This window comes from Paenibacillus sp. FSL R5-0766, assembly GCF_037971845.1.
Taxonomy (GTDB): domain Bacteria; phylum Bacillota; class Bacilli; order Paenibacillales; family Paenibacillaceae; genus Paenibacillus.
The window spans coordinates 1,109,869-1,132,572 of record NZ_CP150227.1 but is presented as its reverse complement, the minus strand read 5'-3'; the positions used below and the strand labels follow the sequence as shown (position 1 = coordinate 1,132,572).

General features: G+C 41.2%; 18 protein-coding genes and 1 pseudogene. 3 read left to right on the top strand and 16 right to left on the bottom strand.

From position 1 onward, the window contains the following. Positions 1 to 211: 211 nt before the first annotated feature. From MKY66_RS05065 to MKY66_RS05035, 7 genes are all read right to left on the bottom strand, one after another. Positions 212 to 2,656: a DEAD/DEAH box helicase family protein gene (locus MKY66_RS05065; protein ID WP_076213405.1), complete on the bottom strand. Its 2,445-nt coding sequence runs from the start codon at positions 2,654 to 2,656 to the stop codon at positions 212 to 214. Then, positions 2,640 to 2,966, bottom strand: a complete 327-nt coding sequence (locus MKY66_RS05060) for a nucleoside triphosphate pyrophosphohydrolase (protein WP_076213402.1) — start codon at positions 2,964 to 2,966, stop codon at positions 2,640 to 2,642. Before MKY66_RS05060 ends, MKY66_RS05065 begins: the two co-directional genes overlap by 17 nt. A 227-nt stretch (positions 2,967 to 3,193) precedes the next feature. Further along, entirely contained in the window at positions 3,194 to 3,691 is a 498-nt protein-coding gene (locus MKY66_RS05055) for a hypothetical protein (protein ID WP_076213399.1), read from the bottom strand. A 149-nt stretch (positions 3,692 to 3,840) separates the two neighbouring features. Beyond that, positions 3,841 to 4,446: a hypothetical protein gene (locus MKY66_RS05050; RefSeq protein ID WP_339806972.1), complete on the bottom strand. Its 606-nt coding sequence runs from the start codon at positions 4,444 to 4,446 to the stop codon at positions 3,841 to 3,843. A 29-nt stretch (positions 4,447 to 4,475) separates the two neighbouring features. Further along, on the bottom strand, positions 4,476 to 5,606 hold the full coding sequence (locus MKY66_RS05045) for a WXG100 family type VII secretion target (RefSeq protein ID WP_179088552.1): 1,131 nt from the start codon (positions 5,604 to 5,606) through the stop codon (positions 4,476 to 4,478). A 160-nt stretch (positions 5,607 to 5,766) separates the two neighbouring features. Beyond that, a complete protein-coding gene (locus tag MKY66_RS05040) occupies positions 5,767 to 5,997 on the bottom strand; it encodes a hypothetical protein (RefSeq protein ID WP_339806970.1) in 231 nt (76 codons plus the stop codon). A gap of 187 nt (positions 5,998 to 6,184) precedes the next feature. Continuing rightward, a complete protein-coding gene (locus MKY66_RS05035; protein ID WP_083657214.1) occupies positions 6,185 to 6,700 on the bottom strand; it encodes a hypothetical protein in 516 nt (171 codons plus the stop codon). 141 nt (positions 6,701 to 6,841) lie between these two features. Between MKY66_RS05035 and MKY66_RS05030 the strand changes: the two genes are divergently transcribed. Then, the gene (locus MKY66_RS05030; protein ID WP_076213391.1) at positions 6,842 to 7,183 is read left to right on the top strand and encodes a helix-turn-helix transcriptional regulator; all 342 of its coding nucleotides are present in this window, start codon (positions 6,842 to 6,844) and stop codon (positions 7,181 to 7,183) included. An 82-nt stretch (positions 7,184 to 7,265) separates the two neighbouring features. Here the strand turns inward: MKY66_RS05030 and MKY66_RS05025 are convergent, their stop codons facing one another. The 3 genes from MKY66_RS05025 to MKY66_RS05015 form a co-directional block, all read right to left on the bottom strand. Continuing rightward, positions 7,266 to 7,796 carry a restriction endonuclease gene (locus tag MKY66_RS05025; RefSeq protein ID WP_339806968.1) on the bottom strand — a complete coding sequence of 177 codons (531 nt, stop codon included), beginning with the start codon at positions 7,794 to 7,796 and terminating at the stop codon, positions 7,266 to 7,268. Between the two features lie 249 nt (positions 7,797 to 8,045). Further along, positions 8,046 to 8,474, bottom strand: a complete 429-nt coding sequence (locus MKY66_RS05020) for a hypothetical protein (RefSeq protein ID WP_076213386.1) — start codon at positions 8,472 to 8,474, stop codon at positions 8,046 to 8,048. A gap of 54 nt (positions 8,475 to 8,528) precedes the next feature. After that, positions 8,529 to 8,813 carry a hypothetical protein gene (locus tag MKY66_RS05015; RefSeq protein ID WP_339806966.1) on the bottom strand — a complete coding sequence of 95 codons (285 nt, stop codon included), beginning with the start codon at positions 8,811 to 8,813 and terminating at the stop codon, positions 8,529 to 8,531. Positions 8,814 to 9,114: 301 nt separating this feature from the next. Here MKY66_RS05015 and MKY66_RS05010 point away from each other — a divergent pair, with 301 nt between their 5' ends. Beyond that, complete coding sequence (locus MKY66_RS05010) at positions 9,115 to 11,442, top strand: DUF2726 domain-containing protein (protein WP_339806964.1); 2,328 nt, start codon at positions 9,115 to 9,117, stop codon at positions 11,440 to 11,442. 433 nt (positions 11,443 to 11,875) lie between these two features. On the opposite strand, the gene MKY66_RS05005 is transcribed toward MKY66_RS05010, so the two are convergent. From MKY66_RS05005 to MKY66_RS04980, 6 genes and pseudogenes are all read right to left on the bottom strand, one after another. Further along, positions 11,876 to 14,203 (bottom strand): hypothetical protein, encoded by a 2,328-nt coding sequence (locus MKY66_RS05005; protein WP_076213360.1) that lies wholly within the window; start codon positions 14,201 to 14,203, stop codon positions 11,876 to 11,878. 85 nt (positions 14,204 to 14,288) lie between these two features. Then, positions 14,289 to 17,426 (bottom strand): annotated as a pseudogene (locus MKY66_RS05000) (DUF3427 domain-containing protein). Positions 17,427 to 17,630: 204 nt separating this feature from the next. Next, positions 17,631 to 18,113, bottom strand: a complete 483-nt coding sequence (locus MKY66_RS04995; protein WP_076213357.1) for a hypothetical protein — start codon at positions 18,111 to 18,113, stop codon at positions 17,631 to 17,633. Continuing rightward, positions 18,110 to 19,294, bottom strand: a complete 1,185-nt coding sequence (locus MKY66_RS04990) for a WXG100 family type VII secretion target (protein WP_076213348.1) — start codon at positions 19,292 to 19,294, stop codon at positions 18,110 to 18,112. Before MKY66_RS04990 ends, MKY66_RS04995 begins: the two co-directional genes overlap by 4 nt. Before the next feature lie 254 nt (positions 19,295 to 19,548). Then, the gene (locus tag MKY66_RS04985; protein WP_076213346.1) at positions 19,549 to 19,833 is read right to left on the bottom strand and encodes a DUF4183 domain-containing protein; all 285 of its coding nucleotides are present in this window, start codon (positions 19,831 to 19,833) and stop codon (positions 19,549 to 19,551) included. A gap of 82 nt (positions 19,834 to 19,915) precedes the next feature. Next, the gene (locus MKY66_RS04980) at positions 19,916 to 20,692 is read right to left on the bottom strand and encodes a DUF4183 domain-containing protein (RefSeq protein ID WP_218639203.1); all 777 of its coding nucleotides are present in this window, start codon (positions 20,690 to 20,692) and stop codon (positions 19,916 to 19,918) included. 738 nt (positions 20,693 to 21,430) lie between these two features. Between MKY66_RS04980 and sstT the strand changes: the two genes are divergently transcribed. Next, on the top strand, positions 21,431 to 22,660 hold the full coding sequence (gene sstT / locus MKY66_RS04975; protein ID WP_076213344.1) for a serine/threonine transporter SstT: 1,230 nt from the start codon (positions 21,431 to 21,433) through the stop codon (positions 22,658 to 22,660). Positions 22,661 to 22,704: the final 44 nt, after the last annotated feature.

Sequence of the window (22,704 nt, the reverse complement as noted above, 5' to 3'; positions counted from 1 at the left end):
TTTTATATTGATATATTTGTTGTTCGCTATCTCTCTACAATTATTAGACAGTTCCCTATTCGAATAATATAAGCGAACTACAAAAAGTTAATTTCAAGTAAGCAAAAAGCGTACCGCTATTCCACTGGTACGCTTTTTGTTTTTTCTTCTTGGTAAATTTTTATTTGCCAAATAAAATTTCAATTTGACTGACTGTATAAGAGCTTCTTCTCTACTTACCTTTCCCCCGCTCAAAATAAGCATGCAACCGATACAAACAAATCTCCTTCGTCCAGCGATGCAGCAACGCCTTTTCCTCCGCATCCTGCACCTGCACATTCAGCGAGAACAGGCCATCCTCGAATCGTGTCATGCTGTCCTTCGCCCCACTCCACATAGACATCGGCATGTCGATAATCAGTTTCTCAACCCGTGTTGCCGTCTTATCATTCCATTCCCATAGCGCAAGTTTGCCTTTGTCCGAAAAGTCCTTCCGTTTCCGGTACTCCTTCTCCGTCAGGTACGTATGGAAAAACCTTGCCATCTCCCCCGGTGTGATCGGGTCCATCCAGTGCGCTTCGCCTCGCTCCAGCATGTACAGCAGCACGATCATTTTGTAGCTTTTGTTCATGAGTGTCTTCTCCACATCACGCAGCCACGCCTCATGGCGGACGTACACCTCTCCCTCAGTCGGGGACAGCAGCTCCGCCCAATAGAGAAATCCAACATAGGAGCCAAATTCGTTCCGGTACCCGATGCTCTTCGAACGTCCCATCAGATGCAGCTCCAGATAGTTCGGAATACGCCCCAGCTCTCGCTTCACACTTAGAAAATCCTGATGCAGCTTCTCTCGCCGTGGCAGCCGTTTGCGGCTTAGCTCCTGAAGCAGATTCACCACTCGGGTCTCCAGATGAATCCCGCAGTTGTCTGGAACTTCCGGCACAGCCGAATCCCGATCTTTCGCGGTTCCCTCCAGCTCCCCGCGCACATCCAGCAGACTCAGTTTCACATCCGCATTGCGGTAATTCCCGATCAGATCGATGATAACACAATGAAATTTGCCCTCCGCTAACCTTAGACCACGCCCTACCTGCTGGGTGAACACGGTGAGTGACTCCGTTGGACGCACAAAGAGAAGCGTGTCTACACGCGGTATATCCGTTCCTTCATTGAACAGATCCACCGTCAACACAACCTCCAGTTCACCCGCATCAAGCCGCCGAATGGCTTCCTCTCGCGACATCTCCGATGTGCGCGAATGCAGACTGAGCACCTTCACCCCCTGACTGCGAAAATACGCAGCCAAATAGTCCGCCTGCCGGATCGATGAGCAAAAGCCAATCGTTCTCGTCTGCTTGTGCCGCAGCCAGGCCGCATAGATCGTCTCCATATGCTCCTCTTGCAACTGAACAGCCATGAGCTGTTCTTCATCATACTTTGTCCCGATCCAGCGGATCTGCGAATAGTCCGTATCGTCGAATACTCCGTAATATTGAAATGGCGCCAGCCAACCTCGCCGGATCGCTTCAATAAAATGCATCTGGTACGCCACATTCCCATCACAGAGCGCATACACATCCTTGCCATCCAGTCGATCCGGGGTAGCCGTGATGCCCAGAAGGAACTTAGGCTGAAAATGCTCAATCACCAACATGTACGTCTTCGCCGCCGCATGATGGAACTCATCCACCACGATCAGATCAAAGGCATCCATCGCAAAACCATCCCGGTGCTTCTGCATACTCAGCGTAAAGATCGAAGCGTAAACACAGTCCGCTGCCCCATCCTTATAATGCCCGTTATAGATCCCATGACTGCGCTCCGGCATGATCCGTTGAAAAGACCTCTTCGCCTGGAACAGAATCTCTTCCCGGTGCGCCACAAACAACACCCGCTGGAACCGCTGGGCGAAGAAACCCGCCAGATACGTTTTGCCGAGCCCGGTCGCCATAACGACCATCGCCTTATCATACTGCTCCTCCATCGTGCCATGAAGTGCTTCGAGGGCATCCAACTGAGCATAGCGCGGTTGAATCGGCACCAGTGACAGCTCGGCGAACTCTTCCTCTTTGTCCTCTGGCAGACCTGTGCCAAATTCCGCTTCTTCCATCTCCGTGATGCGCTGGATCATCTCCGGGTTCTTCTGGTGATATTTGCGGTACTCTTCCTCATACAGTTCAATCGAATCCGGGTTCACCGGCAAGGTTGTCTCGTGGTAGAAGCTCTGCATGAACTTATCCAAAGCCATCTGGAACGTATATGGCTCCGCCTCCGCATTCATCGCGAGATTCCACTCATACCCCGTCTTCAGTGCTGTGAAGGAAAAGTTCGAAGAGCCGACAATTAGTAGTCCTTCGCCGTTGTCATGATCAAACAGATACGCTTTCGGGTGAAAAGAAGTCCCCATACTTCGCCACAGCCGAGCTTCAATTCGTGGATCGACCTCACACAATGCCCGCAAGCCCTCCGGCTGCGTGATATACAGATAGTCTCCCGCGAGCATCCGCACCTCGGCTCCACGTTCTGCTGCCCGTTTCAAATGCGGCGCAAGCAGCTTCACACCAGACTGCATAATAAAGGACGTCATAATATAAATCCCGGACGCATGCTGCATCCGGGAAATGAGTTCGTCTGCCAGGTTATCTGTAATGAGTTTAACGTTAAGCTTCGTCGACATCGATCAGATACACCCGTTCCTGGAATCCACCGCGTGCCTCAGCCTTGTCCGCCCGTAGCTTATCCAACTGCGCCGCATTCGCTCCATGCACCTCCGCCAGCGCCCGGATTACTTCGAGCATGTCAGCCAGTTCTTCCAGCGCTTCCTGATCACTTACAGCACTCATGTATTCTTCCGATTCTTCTTGCAGCTTTGTTCTTAGTTCTTGCTTATATTCCTCCGGGTCCAGAATGCGTGTGCGGCATTCCTTGCCACTGGATGTGATAATATGCGGAATCTTGTCCCGCACCAATTTGTTGTATGTAGGCATGTGGTATAACATCCTTTCTGCTGTGAGAGCCTTCGAGCCTCGCGCCAGAATCTCCCTTTTTGCCATTATACCATTTGCTATGGGGAGGGATGGGTTGATTTTGTAAAGTGGTTGGGATGGAATGAGGAGATAAAAATAACCCATGACTACTCGTATTCGAGTTGAAATGGGCTTTTAAGTATACGTAATGTCCAATTGTTTGCATCCAACTGTGGATCAGAAGAATTCTATCCCAATAGTTTTGCAACGATCGAATTCGTATCCATTGTTTCTTTATTAATTTCGACCAAGCAAGTGTCATCATCCATAGCTGGTTCATATCCGATTCTAACCTTCTCAATTGCATACTTCTTCTTAATATCAAGAATATACTCTATTAACTTCTGAGCTTTTAACGTTGTCTCTGAATTTTCTCCGCTGAACAATTCCTCTTCAGGAAAATTAATTACAATATCTCCAAATTCCTCATCGAATGAAAATACAATCATCACGTCGTTAAGGGTATGACCCAAGCTAAGCTCAGACAATAAAAGATTCCCTGATCCCTTAGGAGAAAGAATCTTTTCAAAGCTCTCTATTTGCTGAAATTCAATATCGCTCTCACTATGGTTTTCATAAAAATGAGAACTTTTGATCCGTTTCGCCTGAATGTTCAAATCATTCTTAATGAATCGATCCAGATTGTTTTTGTTAAAATCAATTAAAATCATTTCCATGCAGTCCATAGCCAAACCTTCTTACATCATATAATCTTTTCATGTAATCCCAATGTGACAATAATTCGGTATTGTAGATGGATATATCAGCCGGCTCAATAACTAAATTTTGATTTTTGGTTATAGGACTTACATGGATCGTCCATCCACCACTCCTATTATGATGCGAAGTAATTACTGGCAATTTCGGTTAAATCATCATTCCCTAGCTCGATGTTGGTCAGGTAGTACACAAAGAAGTCGTTAATATCTTCCTCTTGAAATAAACTCAAATATTTGAATGCAGTCCATAAAATATCATCTTCTGAATAAAGATCATCACCCAGCTTTGTTTTTGCAAACCGAATTACTTGCTTCGTATAAGTTCCACATTTAGCTTTTATTAATGCATTCAGGACAAAATGAATCTCATCTTGATTGTCACTCTCCAGAATATTTGTTATCTCTGAAGCTTCTAATTCTTCTAAGTATACTCTGGATTTGACTTGCTTGAATGCACGTAGCGCTTTGGGTTCATCATTGTAGAAATCTTCCCAAAAGGTTAAATACGCAATCTCCTCGGGCAGTCTAGTAGATGATTGATTAGGCTTATTTAATACAGTCCAATCATTATTCAGTTTGTCTGAGACCACATTAAATAGTGTCGCATCATAAGGAAGAATCCGATTAGCATCATTTTCAATTCTATAATACGTCTCTCCAGACACGGTAGACTCTATTTCAAATACGGTATATTTTTTATCAATAGATATATCTATTTGCATCTCCGATTTATCTTTAAATTGTACTCTCATCATCTCACTCCAGTTATGTTAAAGTTACCATCTAGATCAATGATCCAAAACAAGTCATCTTCGTTCTCTCTAAGCTTCCTAGGTTTGGATACTTTCAACTTCAAGTCAAAAGTGCTTAGCTCTCCAGTTTTTTGATTTTGGTAGAAGTGGATTTCTCCTTTTCCATAGGGAGTCTCATATTGTTGCTTTGATGTCATTTTCGCCCAATCCTCTATTCTACTACCATTGCTTGTTAACATTTTTCTAGCCTTTTCATCCCATAGATTCTCGCCTCTGATGATAACTTCCGAATTGGACATCACATCTTTTTTTAGAAGAGTTTGTTTGTATTGAGTATACTGGTGCACATCTTGTGCTCCCCATTTCCCTCCGTTAGAACTCTTCATGACGTTACCAGAAGTTGAGGGATAACCTCCAGATGGCACTTCAGGTTTAGACTTCGAGAACTTCAATCCACCATTTGGAACCTTATAGCCCCTATTATACGTTCCTGTAAAAGCCAACACGAGCTTAGCAGTCTGTAAACCTCCAATAGAAACTGCTGCTTGCCATGCAGGTATGGATTCTCCAGTTACGGGATGATGACCTTCCTTAAATGCGCTGATCTGTTCATCATATATATCCCCCCCACTAGACACCGGTTGCTTAGGCCCAGCCCTCATTTCCTCATAGGTACCACCCTGTTCCCAATACTTAACAAACTCCTTTTGCCCTGGCATCCCATCCTCTGCTTCACTGGCAGGCATGTTAACTCCAAACAAAGGGTTATATACCATTCGTCGTTGTTCTTCTGTGTTACTTATATTATGGTTCATCATTGTATGGACAGCAATCTGTCCAGCAACGGCTCCCAAGCTCACCTGTTCCTGATCTGCTTGTTCGAATCTCTCGGCAATCGCGAACAGATCTTGGGATGACTTAACCATACTTTCCAGTGCTCGGTCCAATACTGGACGTGACTGCTGATAATCATAGAAAAATCGTTCCTGCGTTGCTCCCGCCCACTGAGACTGGATGAATCCGATCCGTGCGGTCAGGTCATTACGTATACCCTCCAACTGCTGCCTACCCTGCTCGATCTGTCTGGATACATACAACAGTTGCTCTGGTGTCACCTTAATTGTACTCATATCATTCTCCGCGTTTGAAATAGGATTATACCATGTTAGCAGAAGCTTGATGTATATACATCCTTCTAACATCCTAATATTTCCTTTCTCACCATAACAATATTTCCAACAACGTACTTCATAGGTCCTAATTCAAAGGAAATCTTCTTAATCTCTTGATTTAATAGAAAATAATTAACAAACACACCAACGGGCACGCCGTTAACAATGCCGCTGTAAAACTGATCTGTGCCGCGACTCGTCCTCCGGTAAACTCTTGCCGTGAAAAGAACATCCAGATCGAGAGGTACGTAGCGCCTAGTGGGAATGAAATTATCCCTCTAAACGTACTCGGTTCCATGTATCCAGTCATCATGCTTTTACCAATTAGGATTAATGTAACCAATTCCAATATAGATAATATAAAAAACGCGATAGCAATCACTCTTTTCAAAATGTACACCTACTTTCCAGACGCAAAGCAAAGAGCATCCTTTGTATTCTCTGCATCATATATCCTTTATTTGGATGATATCATCTTGTAAGCGTAACATAGATAAATCAAACATTTAACCCAAATGATCAATTAAAAAAACATCTTACTCTGATGAATCCTTCATCAAACGTGCAGATAGATCATCCAATATCTCTTTCGTTCGTTGAATAAGACTTTCGATGTTGTTTAGTTTTAGTGGTTGATCGTGTGGACAATCCTCCAAAGATGACATATGTTGCATCGTGCCGATGAACAAGGCAATATCTAGTCCGGGTTCAGTCTCCGTATGCACTAAAGGCAAGATTTCATTCATGGTGAGTTCTTTGGGTGGATGAACTGAATGATACTTATGGATATAAAGCGCCTTAATCATGGAGGCTAGAGCCCAATCACATAGAATTAGACAGGCTTTAAGCTGATTGTGATTACGCATGATGACGGCAAGTCTGAGATGATACTTAGCATGTTGGTGATAGGCCGTTATTGTGGTACATAGCATGTGGTAAGCAGGAATGTGTTTGGACCTAGGTTGTGTGGAGATATCATGGTCTTGCAAACGTGGGGTAAAATCTACTTGGTGATTACAATGCGCTTCGGTTATGGACCAATTTCTTGCCATTGTCATCCCTCCAAAGAGTTAATACCAGTATTATACAATAAATTGATACATATAGTAATCAAATAAATTATTTGTATTCTTCGTTTGGTGTTTACCTTAAGGAAACTTGTCTACACTTTTGAACATAGAGAGGTGAATACCATGAACGAGGACAGAGAAGTTTTGAAGCTGGTCGGAGCCAGAATTCGTGCACTACGCAAAGAAAGAGGGTATTCACAGGAATCCCTCGGAGAAAAAGGTGGATTTCATTTTTCATACATAGGACAGATCGAACGCGGAGAAAAGAATGTTTCTTTGGTAAACCTCGCAAAGATCGCTGAGTCACTTGAAGTGAACTTAATGCAGCTTTTTGCTTATGTTGATGAGGACATTCATTTCACAGAATCAGAAGTAGTTATACAGGAGATTGTAGCCATGTTGAGAGACGCCTCCCCTGACAGTATTCAACTAACCAAAAATGTGATACGTGAGATATTAAAGTGATCTTGAGCATATAAAAAAACAAAGGCAAGGCGGCTTACAAGCTGCTTTGCCTTTGTTAAATCCGTCATTTTAGTGAGGTCACTCAGATAGCTTTCGTTTTTCTACAAGTAGGGTAGCTACTACATCCCCAAAATTCCGCCCCAGCTTTATTCTTACGTTTAACCATTGCAGCCCCACAACTGCACTTGATATTAGATACGGTTTTAGATAAAGATTGCTCTTTCTTGGTCATAGTAGTTTTTACTTTTCTATTGGAAGGCGTCCATTTCCCCCAACTGCGTAGCTTGCTGTCTACTAAACCACCGTGCCAATAATCCACTTTGAATTGATCTGCTTCTTTTCTTGCTGGACCCGTAAGATCAGATGTCGTCACGATTAGAGACAAAATACAGTCATGATTCCTTTTCGCACCTACCAGCTCACGAACCGTCATTACTTGCACCTTATTATAATCGGCATAACATTTGGCTTGGACTGCTGTTTTTTCACCGCGCTTATCCGTAATAACCAGATCTACTCCTCCATCTTTACTCCCAACGCCAACTTCTTTTACGGTATAACCGTTGTCTCTAAAATAGAGTGTAAGTAAACGTTCGAACTCTGCTCCGGTCATTTTATCTAGTGGTAAAGTTAGAATCACTTCGTCTGATCTGCACGTAGAGGAGGCACGATTAAATCCGCTACTCACGGGTTTTTAGTAGTCTGTTTCTTCCGTGGGTTGGACTTTTTTCTTTTTTTCTTTTTAGAAGGCTGTAATAGTCCAGCAACAACTGATAATGTAACAACACCAATAGCGAGCCATATTGTTTCATTCAATCACTTATTCTCCTTAGAACTTATAAAAATATAACCGATATACCTTTTAAATGGCTTTCATACTTTTAGCAATACGAAGTATAGTTTTTTCATTTTCATCAAAAAAATCCTTTGATACTTTAACGTAGTAGTTGTACTCAATTTCATCATCAGACATACAGGGTAACTCCAGTAAAACCATTCCATCCTCATAAACAACCCACATATCTGCCTTTACTCCGCTATCGAGTTTTAAACTTTGATATTTCAACGATTGTGACACTGAATATTCTATACCTTTGAAAACGTGATAACTAATACTGAAGCCGAATCTGTTGTTATGATATGTGGTCCACACTTCATTGCTTCTCTCATTTTCAACACTCTTATATGTACTTGACTCAGTAGTTATAGTATTTTCTTTGTTATTCAGACCGGTACTAGAATCACAGCCTGTAATTACAATGATCAACATTATGACTAGTAAATACTTCATCGTTTTATTCTCCTATCCAATTAGCTGTATAGCAGTAATTTCATTTCTTCAGAATTAAGGAAGTCTAATAAAGAAGCGTTTTCCGAAAGCCAATGTAGAAGTTTTTTCTGTTCCAAGCTCCATTTTAAAAATAGAAACAAATATTAGATCTTGTTGCGTAGTAACACCATTTATAACTGGGCTCCCAAACAAATTGATACCTGCACTAACCCATTCATTATCTGACTCTTCTATTGAAGAGTTTACGACCCACTCAACGAAATCTTCTTTGCTTGGGTTAGTCACAGCAAGCAAAATCAATATAAAACCAATTATAATCCAAAAAATTACAATTTCCACTATTAATACTTGAGCTATACACTTCTTCACTTCTCATATCTGTCCCCCTCCTCACTTATAGTTATTCCTGTAGCTCTAATGGATTCTATTATCCGCTGAGAAAAAGGCTCATAGAATCATTATTCATAAGAAATCTACATATTTCCACTGTAAATTACAATACTTCTCTAAGACAATCCATTCCTAATCAAAAGTACATTCAACGACATCATACCTGTAGGTATTTCTCAAGATGACCTAGGTCCGTTTATTCTAATTAAAGAACAAAATGGATGCATCGCAATGCTATTCTCCTTTTGATATGATACAAATATTAGGAACAATTGAAGGGGGAAAAATGGAGGACATGCTGAATTATCTTAATAGTCTTAATGAACGATTAACGGAAGAAGTCCAAAAATACCGTAAAAATAATAAATCTAACAATTTAAAAACGACACTTGAAAATATTTTAAGTGAAGTAATTGAAATAGATATAAGTACTTTAAAAAAGAGTGATTTTAGAGACTATATGAGCCTTATAGAATTTATGACTTTTTCAAGTTTAGAAATTAAAGATTATTCGTTAGGGGAGATGATTTACCAAAAATTGTTTCCTCAATTAACATCTTCTTCATTTTTTCAAAAAGATCTAGAAAAGACAAAAAAAATTTGGTTATCAAGTTCTACCCTAATTACAAATTATTTTTGTATTCAGCATGTTTCATCAGGACTTTCTGACGAACAAGTTCTATCTCTTGGGACAGTATTAAACTGGTTTCACAGTTTCAGCTGCATGGGATACATTAATGACGCAGTTTTTCTGGACATGTTAATTTCTACACATGGTCAATGGAAAGATACTATGACCCCAGAACAAGAAACAACTTTTTGGATTACCCTTGCTGAATGGATGGTCCGCGAGTTCCTTATGGCAACACCATATAATCTTTCTCACTATGATAAGGTAAAGACATTTTATAGTGATTACAAAAAAACGAAACGCCTTACCCATGTAAGTTATCTGGTAATTCAATATATATCAATCATTATAGGCGTAGCGGAAGAAAAATTAGATTTCTCTAATTTAGTTGACAGATGCGGCTATATTTTAAGCCAAGTTAACAAAACGTTTTGCAAAGTACATGGAGCAGCATTATCAAAGGTTTTCTCTGACGTGTTAATGATTTGGAAACCAAAACAGACAGATCTCACATCATTTTCAAAAGTTATACATGGAAGTACATCACCTGCATACAAAAACGAATACTTTAGTCGTATCTGTACTGAAATTAATTTAGTCCAATGGTTCGAAAGCAATGCATACTCATTAATTGCATTAGCTTACCAACACTCATTTTTTTCAGATGAGGAGGTAAAGGACAACCTTTTTAAACTAGCCTACAGTCTAAGTACTGCAAATTTACACGCGGAAGCAAAGAAATTGTACGAAGCACTACTATTAGATAAACCAAATAACCATTCTACTTTAAATAATCTTGCTGTTATTTATAGAGATAAAGATAAAAATTTTGAAAAGGCATTACAGTATTTTGAGCTTGCTGCAAAATTAGACCCATCGGAAGAAATTTATGAAAATAATATAAATAAAACTATTGAAATCATAAAAAAAGAAAAAGAAAGACCTAAACGACAAATCGACAATTATTTTAAGCAGACCGATAAACAACAAAAAAGTATTTGTTTTGCCTTATATAAATTAGAATACCTAGATAAAGTCACAGCAAAAGACATAGAAACGGTATCCAGCTTCAAGGGCCCTTATCTGCAAAAACACTTATCTCATCTTCAAAAATTAGAACTTATTTATAACCATCCAGAACAAGGGTGGAGGCTAGAAGAACCGATTCGCGACAATGTCGCAAGTTATGTAAACCCTAAATTGGAACGCCAAATCATTCGAAACAATCAAGCAATTATGTATCGACCGATCTTTTATCATGAATCGGAGATTAATCTATATCGGGTACTGCTAGAATTATTTCCGCAACATTTTGTTTTCCCTAATATGGACTTAAAAACGATTATTGAAGTTGAAAAAATTCGAGATTATATTAGTGCAGATTACTTAGACTATCTTTTTAAAGCTCATGTAGACTTTGCAATAATTGATACAACTTCCTACCTACCTATTCTTACTTTTGAAAAGGACAGCGAATACCAGGATAGGGAACCACAAAAATCAAATGCAATTAAAAAAAATTCAATTTTCCAAGTAAGCGGACTTCCGTTAATCCGCATCCGGTATAATAGCGCTATGGATTATGAACGACTAAAAGAGGAAATCAAACAAGCAACTAAAGAATATATACTTCAGATCAGTGGAAGCACTGACGCTGAAACACGAAGAATTTTAGAGTCCATTGATCCCAAGCGTTTTGGGATTGTAACTGCTCAACCATTAGATGATGAATTAAAGGGAGTTTGGGGAAATCTGGTGGGGGATGTAATTGCTGCTCATACTAACTCAATTGAATTGGACAAGGAACAATGTGTGTTACGGGTGACTATAGATGAAAGTGTTAAACCTGTCCTGGAATTTGGAGCCGACAGTATCAAAAGTAATCTCTATCAACAATATCCTATGTTAAATGCGGTACAGTTTTATTGGACAAACATTTTCAAATGAACATGAGATAAATATTATGTCACTTAACCGATAAATGGATCGGATTATTGTCCCGTAGTGTCATAATTTGCTATTGTAAGTGTTTTTTATGCTCTCTTTTATGCTACTAAAAGTAAAGGCCTGTATTGATAACTCAAGTAGACGAGCGACTAAAGGCTAAATTGCCGGCTGTCTACTTGAGTTAAGTTATCGCGGGACAAGAACATTGTGTCATATTCGATTAGATGGTAATCTATGTTTTTTAGTTGTATGGGTTGAGTCACCTGTTCCCTCGTGTCTCACAGAATCTGCTTAGTCCGGGATTACAAGACTTGGCTGTTCTTATAAATGAGGGCAATTTAATGAGAAGTATCTTTGTCTGTTGCCATATATTCGAATAACTAGCTTTAATCACCTCATCCATGTTGACGCGAGTTCCACAAAAATTTCAGAGTTACTTGTCAAGTAAAAGACGTATTTTCCTAACAATATTTTCTTTATCTATAACCGATATAATTTTAAATGAACATTCATTAGTTTTCGTCACTAAATCTTCAACATATTCCTGGATTGATTTATTCTCCTTTTGGATAATATTTCTTACCCAATTTGCGTAATAAGAAGATAGAACTCCAGACATTAAATACCCATATGTGATCTCGGGCAACTTTAAAATCAAATATTCTACAATTCCTTTCCCAGGGCGCTCATTATAGAATAAGGTATAAAAATCCTTCTCTGATAAATTAAAATGAATGTTACAAAAGAAAACTCTATAATCATCCTCATAAATATACTCTTCAGTTGTATAAGATATATTTCTGCAAAAATAAATCAAGTGACTTGCAAAAAATTCTTCTTTTAATAACCGGGGTGAACTAACTATATCACTTAGAAAATTCATTTCCCACCTTCTGTAATTCATATTCTTAACTTGCATAAAATCAAAATCGTAAAAACCAATAGGATAAGAGTTTCTTTCTGATAATATATATATAAATTTGAGAAACTTTATAGGTGAAAGATGGCTTTCCGCCAGACATCTTTCTATTATTTTTTCGTTTAATCTAGATATATTAATATGTCGACTAATCCATATTATTAAGTCTTTCTCTATTCTGTGACCAATGTTACTCTTACTGATCCTATGACAAACGTAGTCCAATATAGCTTTACTATAGATTGTCTCACTATTCCACTCAGGCTGAACAATTCGCCTGAAAAAAACAATCTCATTTCTCCATTCCCACGAAGGACCAGTGTATAACATATGATAAAAAACCAAAGTTACCTTATATTTCAATTTCATTTTTCTCGTCAAAAACAGAACATATTTTTTATTTTGTTCAGTACACTCCAAATTAATCATATAATCAATGATTATTTCACTTGTTTGTTTATCCATAAATTCACTGTTGTAACTAGAACTGATAGCCCCCCAAAAGTGAGAGTACTCATTATTCTTTATGCTATCAACGAATTTATTGTATAGTCCTAGTAACTCCCTCAAATACTTTTCATAACTATTTGAAAAAAACGTCTCGAATTCATTTGATATTTTTGTTGTATTACTAAATAAATCTAGAGCATAATCGTACAATTCTCTTCGTGTAATCCAATCGTGCACTATTTCAACATCATTGTAAGACAAAACTTTTTTCTTTATCTCCAAGGGCAATGTAAAATAATTTTCAGAATATGATTTATCATCACAGTATGTAGAGAATACATTATAAATCTTTTCGTATTTCCCCTTATCCTTCTCGATTATGAGAGAATTATTAATAGCAATAGCCTGAAGGTTCCAAATTTTCAATAAATCACTAAGACTCAAATCTATTTTCGTTTCCTCAATTTTTTTATATAGCATTTTAAAAAAATTATATATAAAGTACGGTTTATAATTAAACTCATCATGTTTACAAATTGAAAAAAATTTACTGATTTTTTTGTTTGGTTTAGATGGATCTATTGAAAAGAAAATTTCATTGATTACATACATTAACATATCTTTCTGTTCCTCTTTAGGGATGGTCTTCAACTCTGCAAAAATGCTGTTAAGCAAAAAATTGCTGTTTTTACTAAATGAATACTCAAAAGATTCTCTATACTCTTCTGAAATCTCATCCTTGATTAAAATATATAAGTTCATCCTTCGGCTTTCTTGCATATTAAATAATGCCTTCATATTTCCAAGCGTTCTCAAGAAAATATTTAAATATAGCGAAAAAATTAATAATAAACATATCTCCCATGAAGCCTGTATAACTTCATTATATATACTTGTACCAGTTAAACTTTCAATAGCTTTCTTTTCTAAAAATGGATAAACCGATGCATAAAGTATAAGGATTTTAAAAACTGTCGATGTAAATATATTGAAACCCAGACGCTTCAAGAAGAGTGTTTTTGTCATACTCCTACCCCAAAATTTATCATATTTATTTTGAAGTGCATAACCTATCGTAAACTGAAAGAAAGCATACAGAATCCCATATAACGTCAAAACACCAATAACTAAAGATAAATAGCTCTCCTCATTACCTACACTTATGATCTTATACTTTTGTTGAAGAGCTATTAACATAACGATAACTATTGAAAGAATTATATTACGTATAAATTTTAATATTTTGAAATATAACTTTGCATTGTTAGTTAGGCTTAATCTAACTTTTATTCTAGAATATACTGGGATCACTAATACTTTAATAAATAACAAACAAATCAACATATAAAACAATAACTCTTTGCTCTCTAATAAAAATCCAAAAATATTCATATAGTCTTTCCTTTCTACCCACTAATGTTATTTTTGAGTATCAATTATATTGAAACTGCAACTCATCTTTTAAATATTACACTTTTCAAACAATACACTTATTCGCCACCGCCACCATCTTCGCAGGCATCTCTTCCCGCAGTCGCCATACAAAGCTCATCGGTTTGTTCCCTTCATGACTCACATAGTCTGCTTCGCCCAGAAAGACAAATGTAGACGTATATCCATGCTCCTCCTTATACTCCCTTACGAACAACGCGATCCGATTGCCCGTCTCTCGATGATGGATATACCGCTGCGCGGTAGCCGTATGCTCCGACACCCGGCTCTGTGTCTGCCAGTGGAATAGACGCTCGTTGATCGCATAATCCTCATACAGCGTAGATGGAGAAAAATCTTTGTCCGACTTGTTCAACGTTATGAAGAAGATATCCGTCTGTTCGTCGGCAAAATACTTCACACCTTCACGGAAGGCGGGAGATTGCTCAGCGTTCCAGTAGCCGAAGGCGGCAAGCACTTGGTCGATGGAGTACATACAGTGGATATCCAGTGGACAAGTGTATGGGAATGAATTGCTTTTATCCACAAATCGCAGATGAGCCAAATTATATTTGAAAATATCCACAAGCTCTGCTCGGAATGCTTCACAAGACAGCACACGCTGCACACCCTCTTCGATGCTGCTCAGTCCTAGTTTCTCAGGCGCAGCCCGATGGAAGGTCTAATAGAACATAATCAACATGCGCTGTTCATCGGCGGTAGTCGGTTCTTGGCCTTTTTCAATAAAGTCGATCAGGAACGTCAGCCAGCTTCGGGAGTTAATCGTCAGCACAGACGGTAGTCGGCGGATATACTCCTCGTGTTCATCTTCGATGGGTGCTGTTAATCCGGCTTCGGCCAATATACCGCGGAAATACCTTCTCCCCGTACGTCCACCATACAATTCAACCAGTGACATCCCGTGATGCTCTACAAAATGAGCCAAGGTCAGTGGCAGTCCGGTGTCTTGCTGGAACGTTTGCAGCTTCTGGATCAACGCTCTGCGATTACGACTCATCTGCTTGAGGTTGCGCATAATATATTCCTTCGCTTGTTTTTCCAATTGAATGAACGTGCCACGAGGCAGGTTCGAGAAGCCGTTCTCGACGTAGTACGAGATGGAATGTTTAGTGGCGCCGATCAGAGCACGGAACTTATCCTGGAACCTGTACTCCTGATGCGCTTGCCCGATGAAGTCGAGCACGGTCAGGCACTCTTTGCCATCCGCCATCCTTAGTCCACGTCCCAACTGTTGCAGGAATACGGTCAGACTCTCAGTAGGACGCAGGAACAGGATGGTGTTCACCTCAGGGATATCCACGCCCTCATTGTACAGATCAACGACAAAGATCATGCGCAGTTCCCCGTTCACCAGCTGTCCTTTCGCAGTATGACGTTCCTGTTCGCTCGACCCGCCATGCAGGGCCATGGATGGAATGCCGGCTTCGTTAAATATTTTTGCCATATACATCGCATGATCCACCCCTACACAGAACCCAAGCCCCTTCACATCGTCCAGATCGGTTACGTATTTGTTCAGACTTTGGATGATCTGGTTGGCACGGATTTTGTTATGAGTATAGAGCTTCTCCAGTTCGTTCAAGTCGTAGCCTTTACGCGACCACTTCACCTGGGAAAGATCAACGGTATCGGTGACGCCAAAATATTGAAACGGGCTGAGCAGCTTCCGATCAATCGCATCAGTCAGACGGATCTCGGCGGCAATCGTATGATCGAAGTAGGCGGTAATGTCTTTACCATCCATCCGTTCAGGCGTCGCGGTGAGTCCCAGCAAAATCTTCGGTTCGTAATGGGATAACAGCTTCTGGTATGAAGGAGCAGCCGCATGATGGAATTCATCCACAATAATGTAATCGTAATAGTTTGGACTGGTGATCTCCGTCAGCTTCATGGAGTTAAGACTTTGAATACTAACAAACAAGTGGTCCAGCGCCTCTGCTCGATGATTCCCGACATGCAACTCACCAAAGTTCATATCCTTCAGGATATACCGGAACGTGTCCCGGCTTTGCTTTAAGATTTCTTCCCGATGGGCGACAAAAAGCAGCTTGGCTCCCGCATGGCTTGCACGGAACCGTTTGTAGTCGAAGGCAGAGATGACAGTTTTGCCAACGCCTGTGGCGGCGACGATCAGATTACGGGTTCGTCCATACAGCGTACGCTCGGCGTGAAGCTGTTCAAGTACTTCTTTTTGATAATCGTAAGGCTGGATGTCGAGGTGAAAGTGGTTGGACTGATCTTTTTTGCGATTCAGAGCCGCCTTCAACTGTGCCTCATGGCCTTCATCCTCAGCTACATACCGCGTAAATTCACGGTCATTCCAGTAACTCTCGAAGGTCGCTTCAATCTTGCGCAGCACATCGAGTGAATCCTTCTCCGTCACCTTGAGGTTCCACTCCATACCACTGGTCAGCGCCGGGTTGGATAGGTTAGAAGAGCCGACATAGGCTGTAGTGAATCCAGTATCGCGGTGAAAAATGTACGTTTTGGCGTGTAGCCGAGTCACTTTGGTATCATAGGAAATCTGGATTTCTGTGTTAGGTAATTTGCTGAGTTCAGTAATGGCCTTGAGGTCGGTTGCCTCCATATAGGTGGTCGTGATGATCCGCAGCTTCCCGCCGCCCGCCGTGAATTGCTGAAGCTGTTCCAGCAGCAGGCGAAGCCCGCTGAACTTGATAAATGACACCAGCCAATCGATCCGATCGGCGGTCACGATCTCCTTTTGCAACTCCAATAACATACTCGGCTCGGACTTGGCACCTGTGAACAAAGAGCTTTGGGAGATCGGCGTGTCTGGACGAACGATTTTGGTATCCCGGACCGCACGAATGCTGTTCAGCTTGGAATACACATGGGTCAGCACTTCCCCCTGCTCATCCAGTTGCAATTCGTTGTATTCTTCTTCCCCCAGTGTGCCTTTCAGGGTAGCAATAATCTCATTACACGTTCGAATCTGCGCCAACACTGCTGTCTTATCTTCCGTCTGTTCCCGCACAATCTTGAGCGCTCGCCGGGTCACCGCTGCCAGATACGTGGACAGCAGCTTGCGCGCTTCCTCTGCATCCAATTTCTCGATCCCAATGTTATACACATCCGGGTCCAGCGCCGAAATCTCCTGTCTGGTGATGGTGTTGATAAGCTGTTCATATATACCTTGTTTCATGAATGTACCTCGTGTGGGTTAGGATGGTTGTGGATATTTCTCTATGTATAGGGTGCGCTAAAAATTACTTCTTCTATATTATCGACCAACCTGTGGAAGATTTCATTAGTTGTTTTGATTTCATAGGAAAAAGCACCTCTACTTGTGGTCTGGTAGAAGTGCCTAATTTTTTTCCTTCTAAGATTAATTATAGATACCTACAACTCATATAACCTTTTCACTGCACCAGTTCGGATCATATGGCATCTGACTTAATTTTAAAATATCATCAGCTGTGTAATACCACTCGGCATCATCAAACCATAAATAATCCTCGCCATTATCTTTAAAATACTCTACAACAAATCTAAAGATAAACTTGTACTCATGATTTATATTTTCAATATCTAAAGCCCAGAAATAATTTTCGCTTTGAGTAAGCCAAGTGAAACTATCAATTGAGTCTTCCTCTACTTGATTAACATTAAATGTAAAGTACTTTAAGTTGTCCTTATTATCCATGTTTTTAAAAGTCAATTCATCAACTTCTGATAGTGTTCCTTCAGCGGATATGAAGAGATCATCACGGTATTTATCTTTTATCAAAATACAAAACATGTTCGCTTTTTGCGCTGCTTTCTTAAAATCCTCAATGGCTTTTTCAGGGGAATAGTTTTTTATCTTTTTCAAAAAAATCAAAGAACTCACTTCTTCAAGACCTCCTCTAATTCGTTAGCAGAACTTATTATTTTTATTCCTTTATTCTGAATCATTTTAACTAGATTTTCCTGGGTTCTATTATTTACAGTAATATCTTCAATATAATATATGATTTCCTTATTATCGTAGTTAAAGTATTTCTCATTTAGTGGATCGGTCAATTTATCAAATTGTTTTTTACTTACTGCACTTAAAGACTTTTTCACTTCAATAAGATGTGAATCTGTTAACACGTCAATATCCCCTGCTATTGTATCATCTTGCAATTTCAACTGTATTCCAGTACCCTGTAATCTTCCTGTACCTTTTACAGTCTGTGCTACTTGGCCCTCTAGAACATCACCAGCTTTTGAGCTTTTTAAATTCTTCTCAATAATAGCATCTATATCTTTAGAACCTTGTTTGGTCCAAGATACCTCGTTACCGAATTGATTAGCGTATATTGTTTTCTTGCCTTCCATTCTTAACCTTGAGTCATTAGTTAAACTGCTAATTCCCTCTGATTCTTTCTTGCCTCCGCCCGACCCAATGTCGTCCTTCGAACGAAAAGCTCTGCCAAACAAAACATACGCCAAAGCCTGCCCAGTCATCGCTCCACCGTAATACCCTGCACCACTCTCATCGATCTGTTTCTTCTGCTCTTCCACAAATTGCTCTATGTCAGATCTCGCCGTACCCGTGCCCCAGGCGGTGTCCCATGCAAACTGAATACCTCGCCCAACGTCCACAACTTTTCCCACTGTCATCGCATATGCCACACTGCTTAATGTACTGAACGGGTTAGAGAAGAAAGCTTCTGCCGTCTGACCCATTCCTGATATTGTTTCTCCTACTGATTTATCAAGCAGCCCTACAGCGAAATTCCGCTTTAGTTCCTCTGGAATATACAGCGCAACTTCACCTGAGCCGTCCGTTGTTCTGAAGTTCATTGCGATAAACGTAAACTCTTTCTGGATTTCGTCCAACAGCCCGAGTGTAGTTGGGAACACTTCTTTCACCTGCATAAAATCCCAGAAGAAACGCTCTCCTGTCACACCGGACCAATCGGATTGCAACATATAGATGGATTTTTCCAATTCCCAGACCATTCGCTCCAGTTCCTGTTTCTTCTGCTGGACCAACCGGGCCTTTTCCTCCAATAGATCGGGATGTACCTCGATTCGCTGCATTTCCTATCACCGCCAACCTGACCGTAGTTTATCTAACTAAATTTTAACAAGTAAGAAGGAAGATTGGAATCAAACGGAAGGATCATTTCCTCAGAGGTTATCCGGTCGTTGGGCAACATCCTTGGGTAACTATTTTTGCACATTAATGCATGGATGAATGCCGTTGAGTCGACTGGGTATCTTGTACAAAAAGAACGACTTCTATCACAGATAGAAGTCGCACAAGATAACGATACAGCCTGATTAGATCTTCTTTAAGACACTACAAATTGTACGACAATTGGAGTGCCTGCATTTAATGCATCTCCACCGGGAATGGTAATTGTAGTCGTCGTAGCCGAGGATGTATCTGCTGTTTGCATAAGGCCATTAATATAAAGATTGTAGTAGTTGTAGCTGCCTGGAAATGCGGTTGCAGCTACACCAGCGTCGTTTGTAAAATCAGTCGCAGCAATGGCAAACGTTGCTCCAGTGCCGGTCCCATCACCAATGGTTGCAGCAAATCTTAAACTGTTCTGAAATGGTGTCACAAGTGGCATGTCTCTCACCTCCTACCTAACATAGTATATGTAGTAGTTTTGATAGGAGTGAAGGCAAAGGAACCAGCAACTAAAACCAATTTTAACCATTTATGATATTGGTTGTTATTATAATCACCTCTACAGTAATAGGTGTCCCTGCAAAGATCACACCATTTTGTGACGAAAAAAACAACCTCTCCGCACTTACACTGTATGAGTTTCCTGGTTGGACGATCCCGTTTATATAAAGATTGTTGAAACTGGTAAGTCCAACCCCGGCAAATTCGGTTATGCTGCCGCCATCGTCATTTGTGAATGCTGTGGCAGGAATGATAACCGAGGCCGACAAATCCAGATCGGTGTCCGGAAAATAGAAGTAACGGTTTGCCGTAGGAATGATTTCAATTCCGGGTACGGTGCCCGGCGGACCTTGCTCACCTTGAGGACCAGCAGGACCCTGCGCTCCGGGAGTTCCCGGTTGACCCGGCTCACCTTGAGGGCCTGCCGGGCCTTGCGCTCCGGGAACTCCCGGTTGACCCGGTTCGCCTTGAGCACCTGCAGGACCCTGCGCTCCGGGAACTCCGGGTAGACCCGGTTCACCCTGAGGACCAGCGGGACCCTGCGCTCCCGGAACTCCGGGTTGACCCGGTCCGCCGTGAGGTCCTGCAGGGCCTTGCGCTCCAGGAAGCCCCGCTTGACCCGGCTCACCGTGAGATCCGGCAGGGCCCTGGGCACCTGCCACACCTTGTGTTCCAGGGAGACTCACAGTCTCCAATTCGTGCTGTCTCAACGGAGCGAGCTGGGGGGCCGGCTCATAGCATACCGGGTTGCTGCCTCCCCCTCTCGGTAATGCAATGACTTTTTTGTCACGGGCCATTTTCTGTGATCTTAATGGACGCTTCAGTGAACAGCGCTTTCGCCGATAAGATCTACGGATAATATGGCATTTCTTTCGTTTTCCCAAGTGTTTTTTTCTGCATTTCAACGTAGAACGACTGGGCCTTAATTTGTTGAGGGTGGCTGTCCTCTTGTTCAGATACTTCAAAATGGTCATCTCCTTAGGCCAAGGCACACAGTATATATGCCCTATACTATGTCCTTAGCACATTCGGAGAGTGTGCGAATAACTATGAGGGAAGCCCAATAAAAAAGACAAGAGTCCTGCTATAGTTGTCCTTTGTCTTGCCAGCATGGCTCCATTGTCTAATTATGGGGGAAGCTGAATACCCTTATGAAGCGGAGCTTAACTTCCTTTTTGTCGTCCAATAGCTCCAGCCTTGGAATACTACAAACAACGCTACTACCATGGTCAAACTCATCCCCATCTCCACCACTCGCTGCATATTCCCATTCAAGAAAACGCTGTCCCCCTGAGTTACCGCGGAACTGAACTGTTCTGAGGCGAAAAATACATAATAGAGACTAAACATCAGCATATGAACAAAGGTATACATGATGGAGAAGGCAAAAGGACAGCGGGGGATGGGATGATCTATAATACAAATATTACCAGACCACACAAGAGACAAATTCCGTGATAAACTAACGCTATGCTCCAGTACAGCGCCGATGCGTTGCTTGATAAGATTTTATATTGAAACTCGGAGGAATATGGATGAGAACGGCATTAACGAAATGGAACCGAATGAGTCTTATTAAACGAATTTTACTAGGAATTGTCTTGGGGATTGTCTTGGCCCTAATCGTGCCCGGTGCAACAGGAATTGCACTTTTTGGTTCCTTATTTGTCTCAGCATTAAAGGCGGTTGCTCCAATCTTAGTGTTACTTTTGGTGATGGCCGCTATATCCAACCATCGAAAAGGTGTTCAAACCAATATGAAAAGGATTATCGTCCTTTACGTTATGAGTACCTTTCTGGCTGGGCTACTCGCTGTTGCGGCAAGTTACCTATTTCCGGTGACATTGACTTTGGTATCGGGCGTGCAAGAATTGACTCCACCTGATGGCATTGTAGAGGTCTTGAAGAGCTTGTTATTGAAGTTGGTAGATAATCCGGTAAGTGCACTGATGAACGCTAACTATATTGGTATTCTGGCTTGGGCGGTACTGCTTGGTGTTGCTCTCAAAAGCTCCAGTGATAACACCAAAAACCTGATTACTCAATTCTCGGAAGCTGTATCGAAGATTGTGAAATGGGTAATCCAGTTTGCACCGTTCGGGATTATGGGTCTTATTTTTGACTCCATTACAACAAGCGGACTCTCGTCTTTGTTGGGATACGGCAAATTACTTTCCGTTCTTGTTGGATGCATGTTGTTTACGGCGCTTGTTGTCAATCCGCTCATCGTGTATCTGAACATTCGTAAGAATCCATACCCCCTCGTCTTGCAGTGCTTAAGAGAAAGCGGGATTACGGCATTCTTTACACGAAGTTCTGCGGCGAACATTCCAGTCAATATGAGATTGTGTGAAAAGTTAGGCTTGGACAAGGATACGTATTCGGTATCCATCCCGTTGGGCGCTACGATTAATATGGCGGGGGCAGCCGTTACCATATCGGTCTTATCCCTTGCAGCCGTTCATACGATGGGCATTCAAGTGGATTTTGGAACAGCGTTAATTCTCAGCGTGTTGTCCGCTGTAGCCGCTACAGGCGCCTCGGGTGTGGCAGGTGGCTCTCTTCTTCTTATTCCTATGGCATGCAGCTTGTTCGGTATATCGAATGATGTTGCGATGCAAGTCGTTGGGGTTGGCTTCATCATCGGAGTGTTGCAAGACTCTTTTGAAACGTCACTGAATTCATCCTCGGATGTCTTGTTTACCGCTACAGCAGAATACGCTAAGAAACGTAAAGAAAGTAAGAAAACAGCAGTTCAGCTCTAAACCAAAAGTTGGCCTACCATATCCCCTCCTGGTTACAGTGAAAA

Coding starts and splice junctions, on each gene's coding strand:
- MKY66_RS04985 (WP_076213346.1), bottom strand. CDS start 19,833: ATGCCACTTGTGACACCATTTCAGAACAGTTTAAGATTTGCTGCAACC.
- MKY66_RS05020 (WP_076213386.1), bottom strand. CDS start 8,474: ATGAAGTATTTACTAGTCATAATGTTGATCATTGTAATTACAGGCTGT.
- MKY66_RS04980 (WP_218639203.1), bottom strand. CDS start 20,692: ATGGCCCGTGACAAAAAAGTCATTGCATTACCGAGAGGGGGAGGCAGC.
- MKY66_RS05010 (WP_339806964.1), top strand. CDS start 9,115: ATGATACAAATATTAGGAACAATTGAAGGGGGAAAAATGGAGGACATG.
- MKY66_RS05005 (WP_076213360.1), bottom strand. CDS start 14,203: ATGAATATTTTTGGATTTTTATTAGAGAGCAAAGAGTTATTGTTTTAT.
- MKY66_RS05025 (WP_339806968.1), bottom strand. CDS start 7,796: ATGACCGGAGCAGAGTTCGAACGTTTACTTACACTCTATTTTAGAGAC.
- sstT (WP_076213344.1), top strand. CDS start 21,431: ATGAGAACGGCATTAACGAAATGGAACCGAATGAGTCTTATTAAACGA.
- MKY66_RS05060 (WP_076213402.1), bottom strand. CDS start 2,966: ATGCCTACATACAACAAATTGGTGCGGGACAAGATTCCGCATATTATC.
- MKY66_RS04990 (WP_076213348.1), bottom strand. CDS start 19,294: ATGCAGCGAATCGAGGTACATCCCGATCTATTGGAGGAAAAGGCCCGG.
- MKY66_RS05065 (WP_076213405.1), bottom strand. CDS start 2,656: ATGTCGACGAAGCTTAACGTTAAACTCATTACAGATAACCTGGCAGAC.
- MKY66_RS05050 (WP_339806972.1), bottom strand. CDS start 4,446: ATGCAAATAGATATATCTATTGATAAAAAATATACCGTATTTGAAATA.
- MKY66_RS05045 (WP_179088552.1), bottom strand. CDS start 5,606: ATGAGTACAATTAAGGTGACACCAGAGCAACTGTTGTATGTATCCAGA.
- MKY66_RS05035 (WP_083657214.1), bottom strand. CDS start 6,700: ATGGCAAGAAATTGGTCCATAACCGAAGCGCATTGTAATCACCAAGTA.
- MKY66_RS05030 (WP_076213391.1), top strand. CDS start 6,842: ATGAACGAGGACAGAGAAGTTTTGAAGCTGGTCGGAGCCAGAATTCGT.
- MKY66_RS05055 (WP_076213399.1), bottom strand. CDS start 3,691: ATGGACTGCATGGAAATGATTTTAATTGATTTTAACAAAAACAATCTG.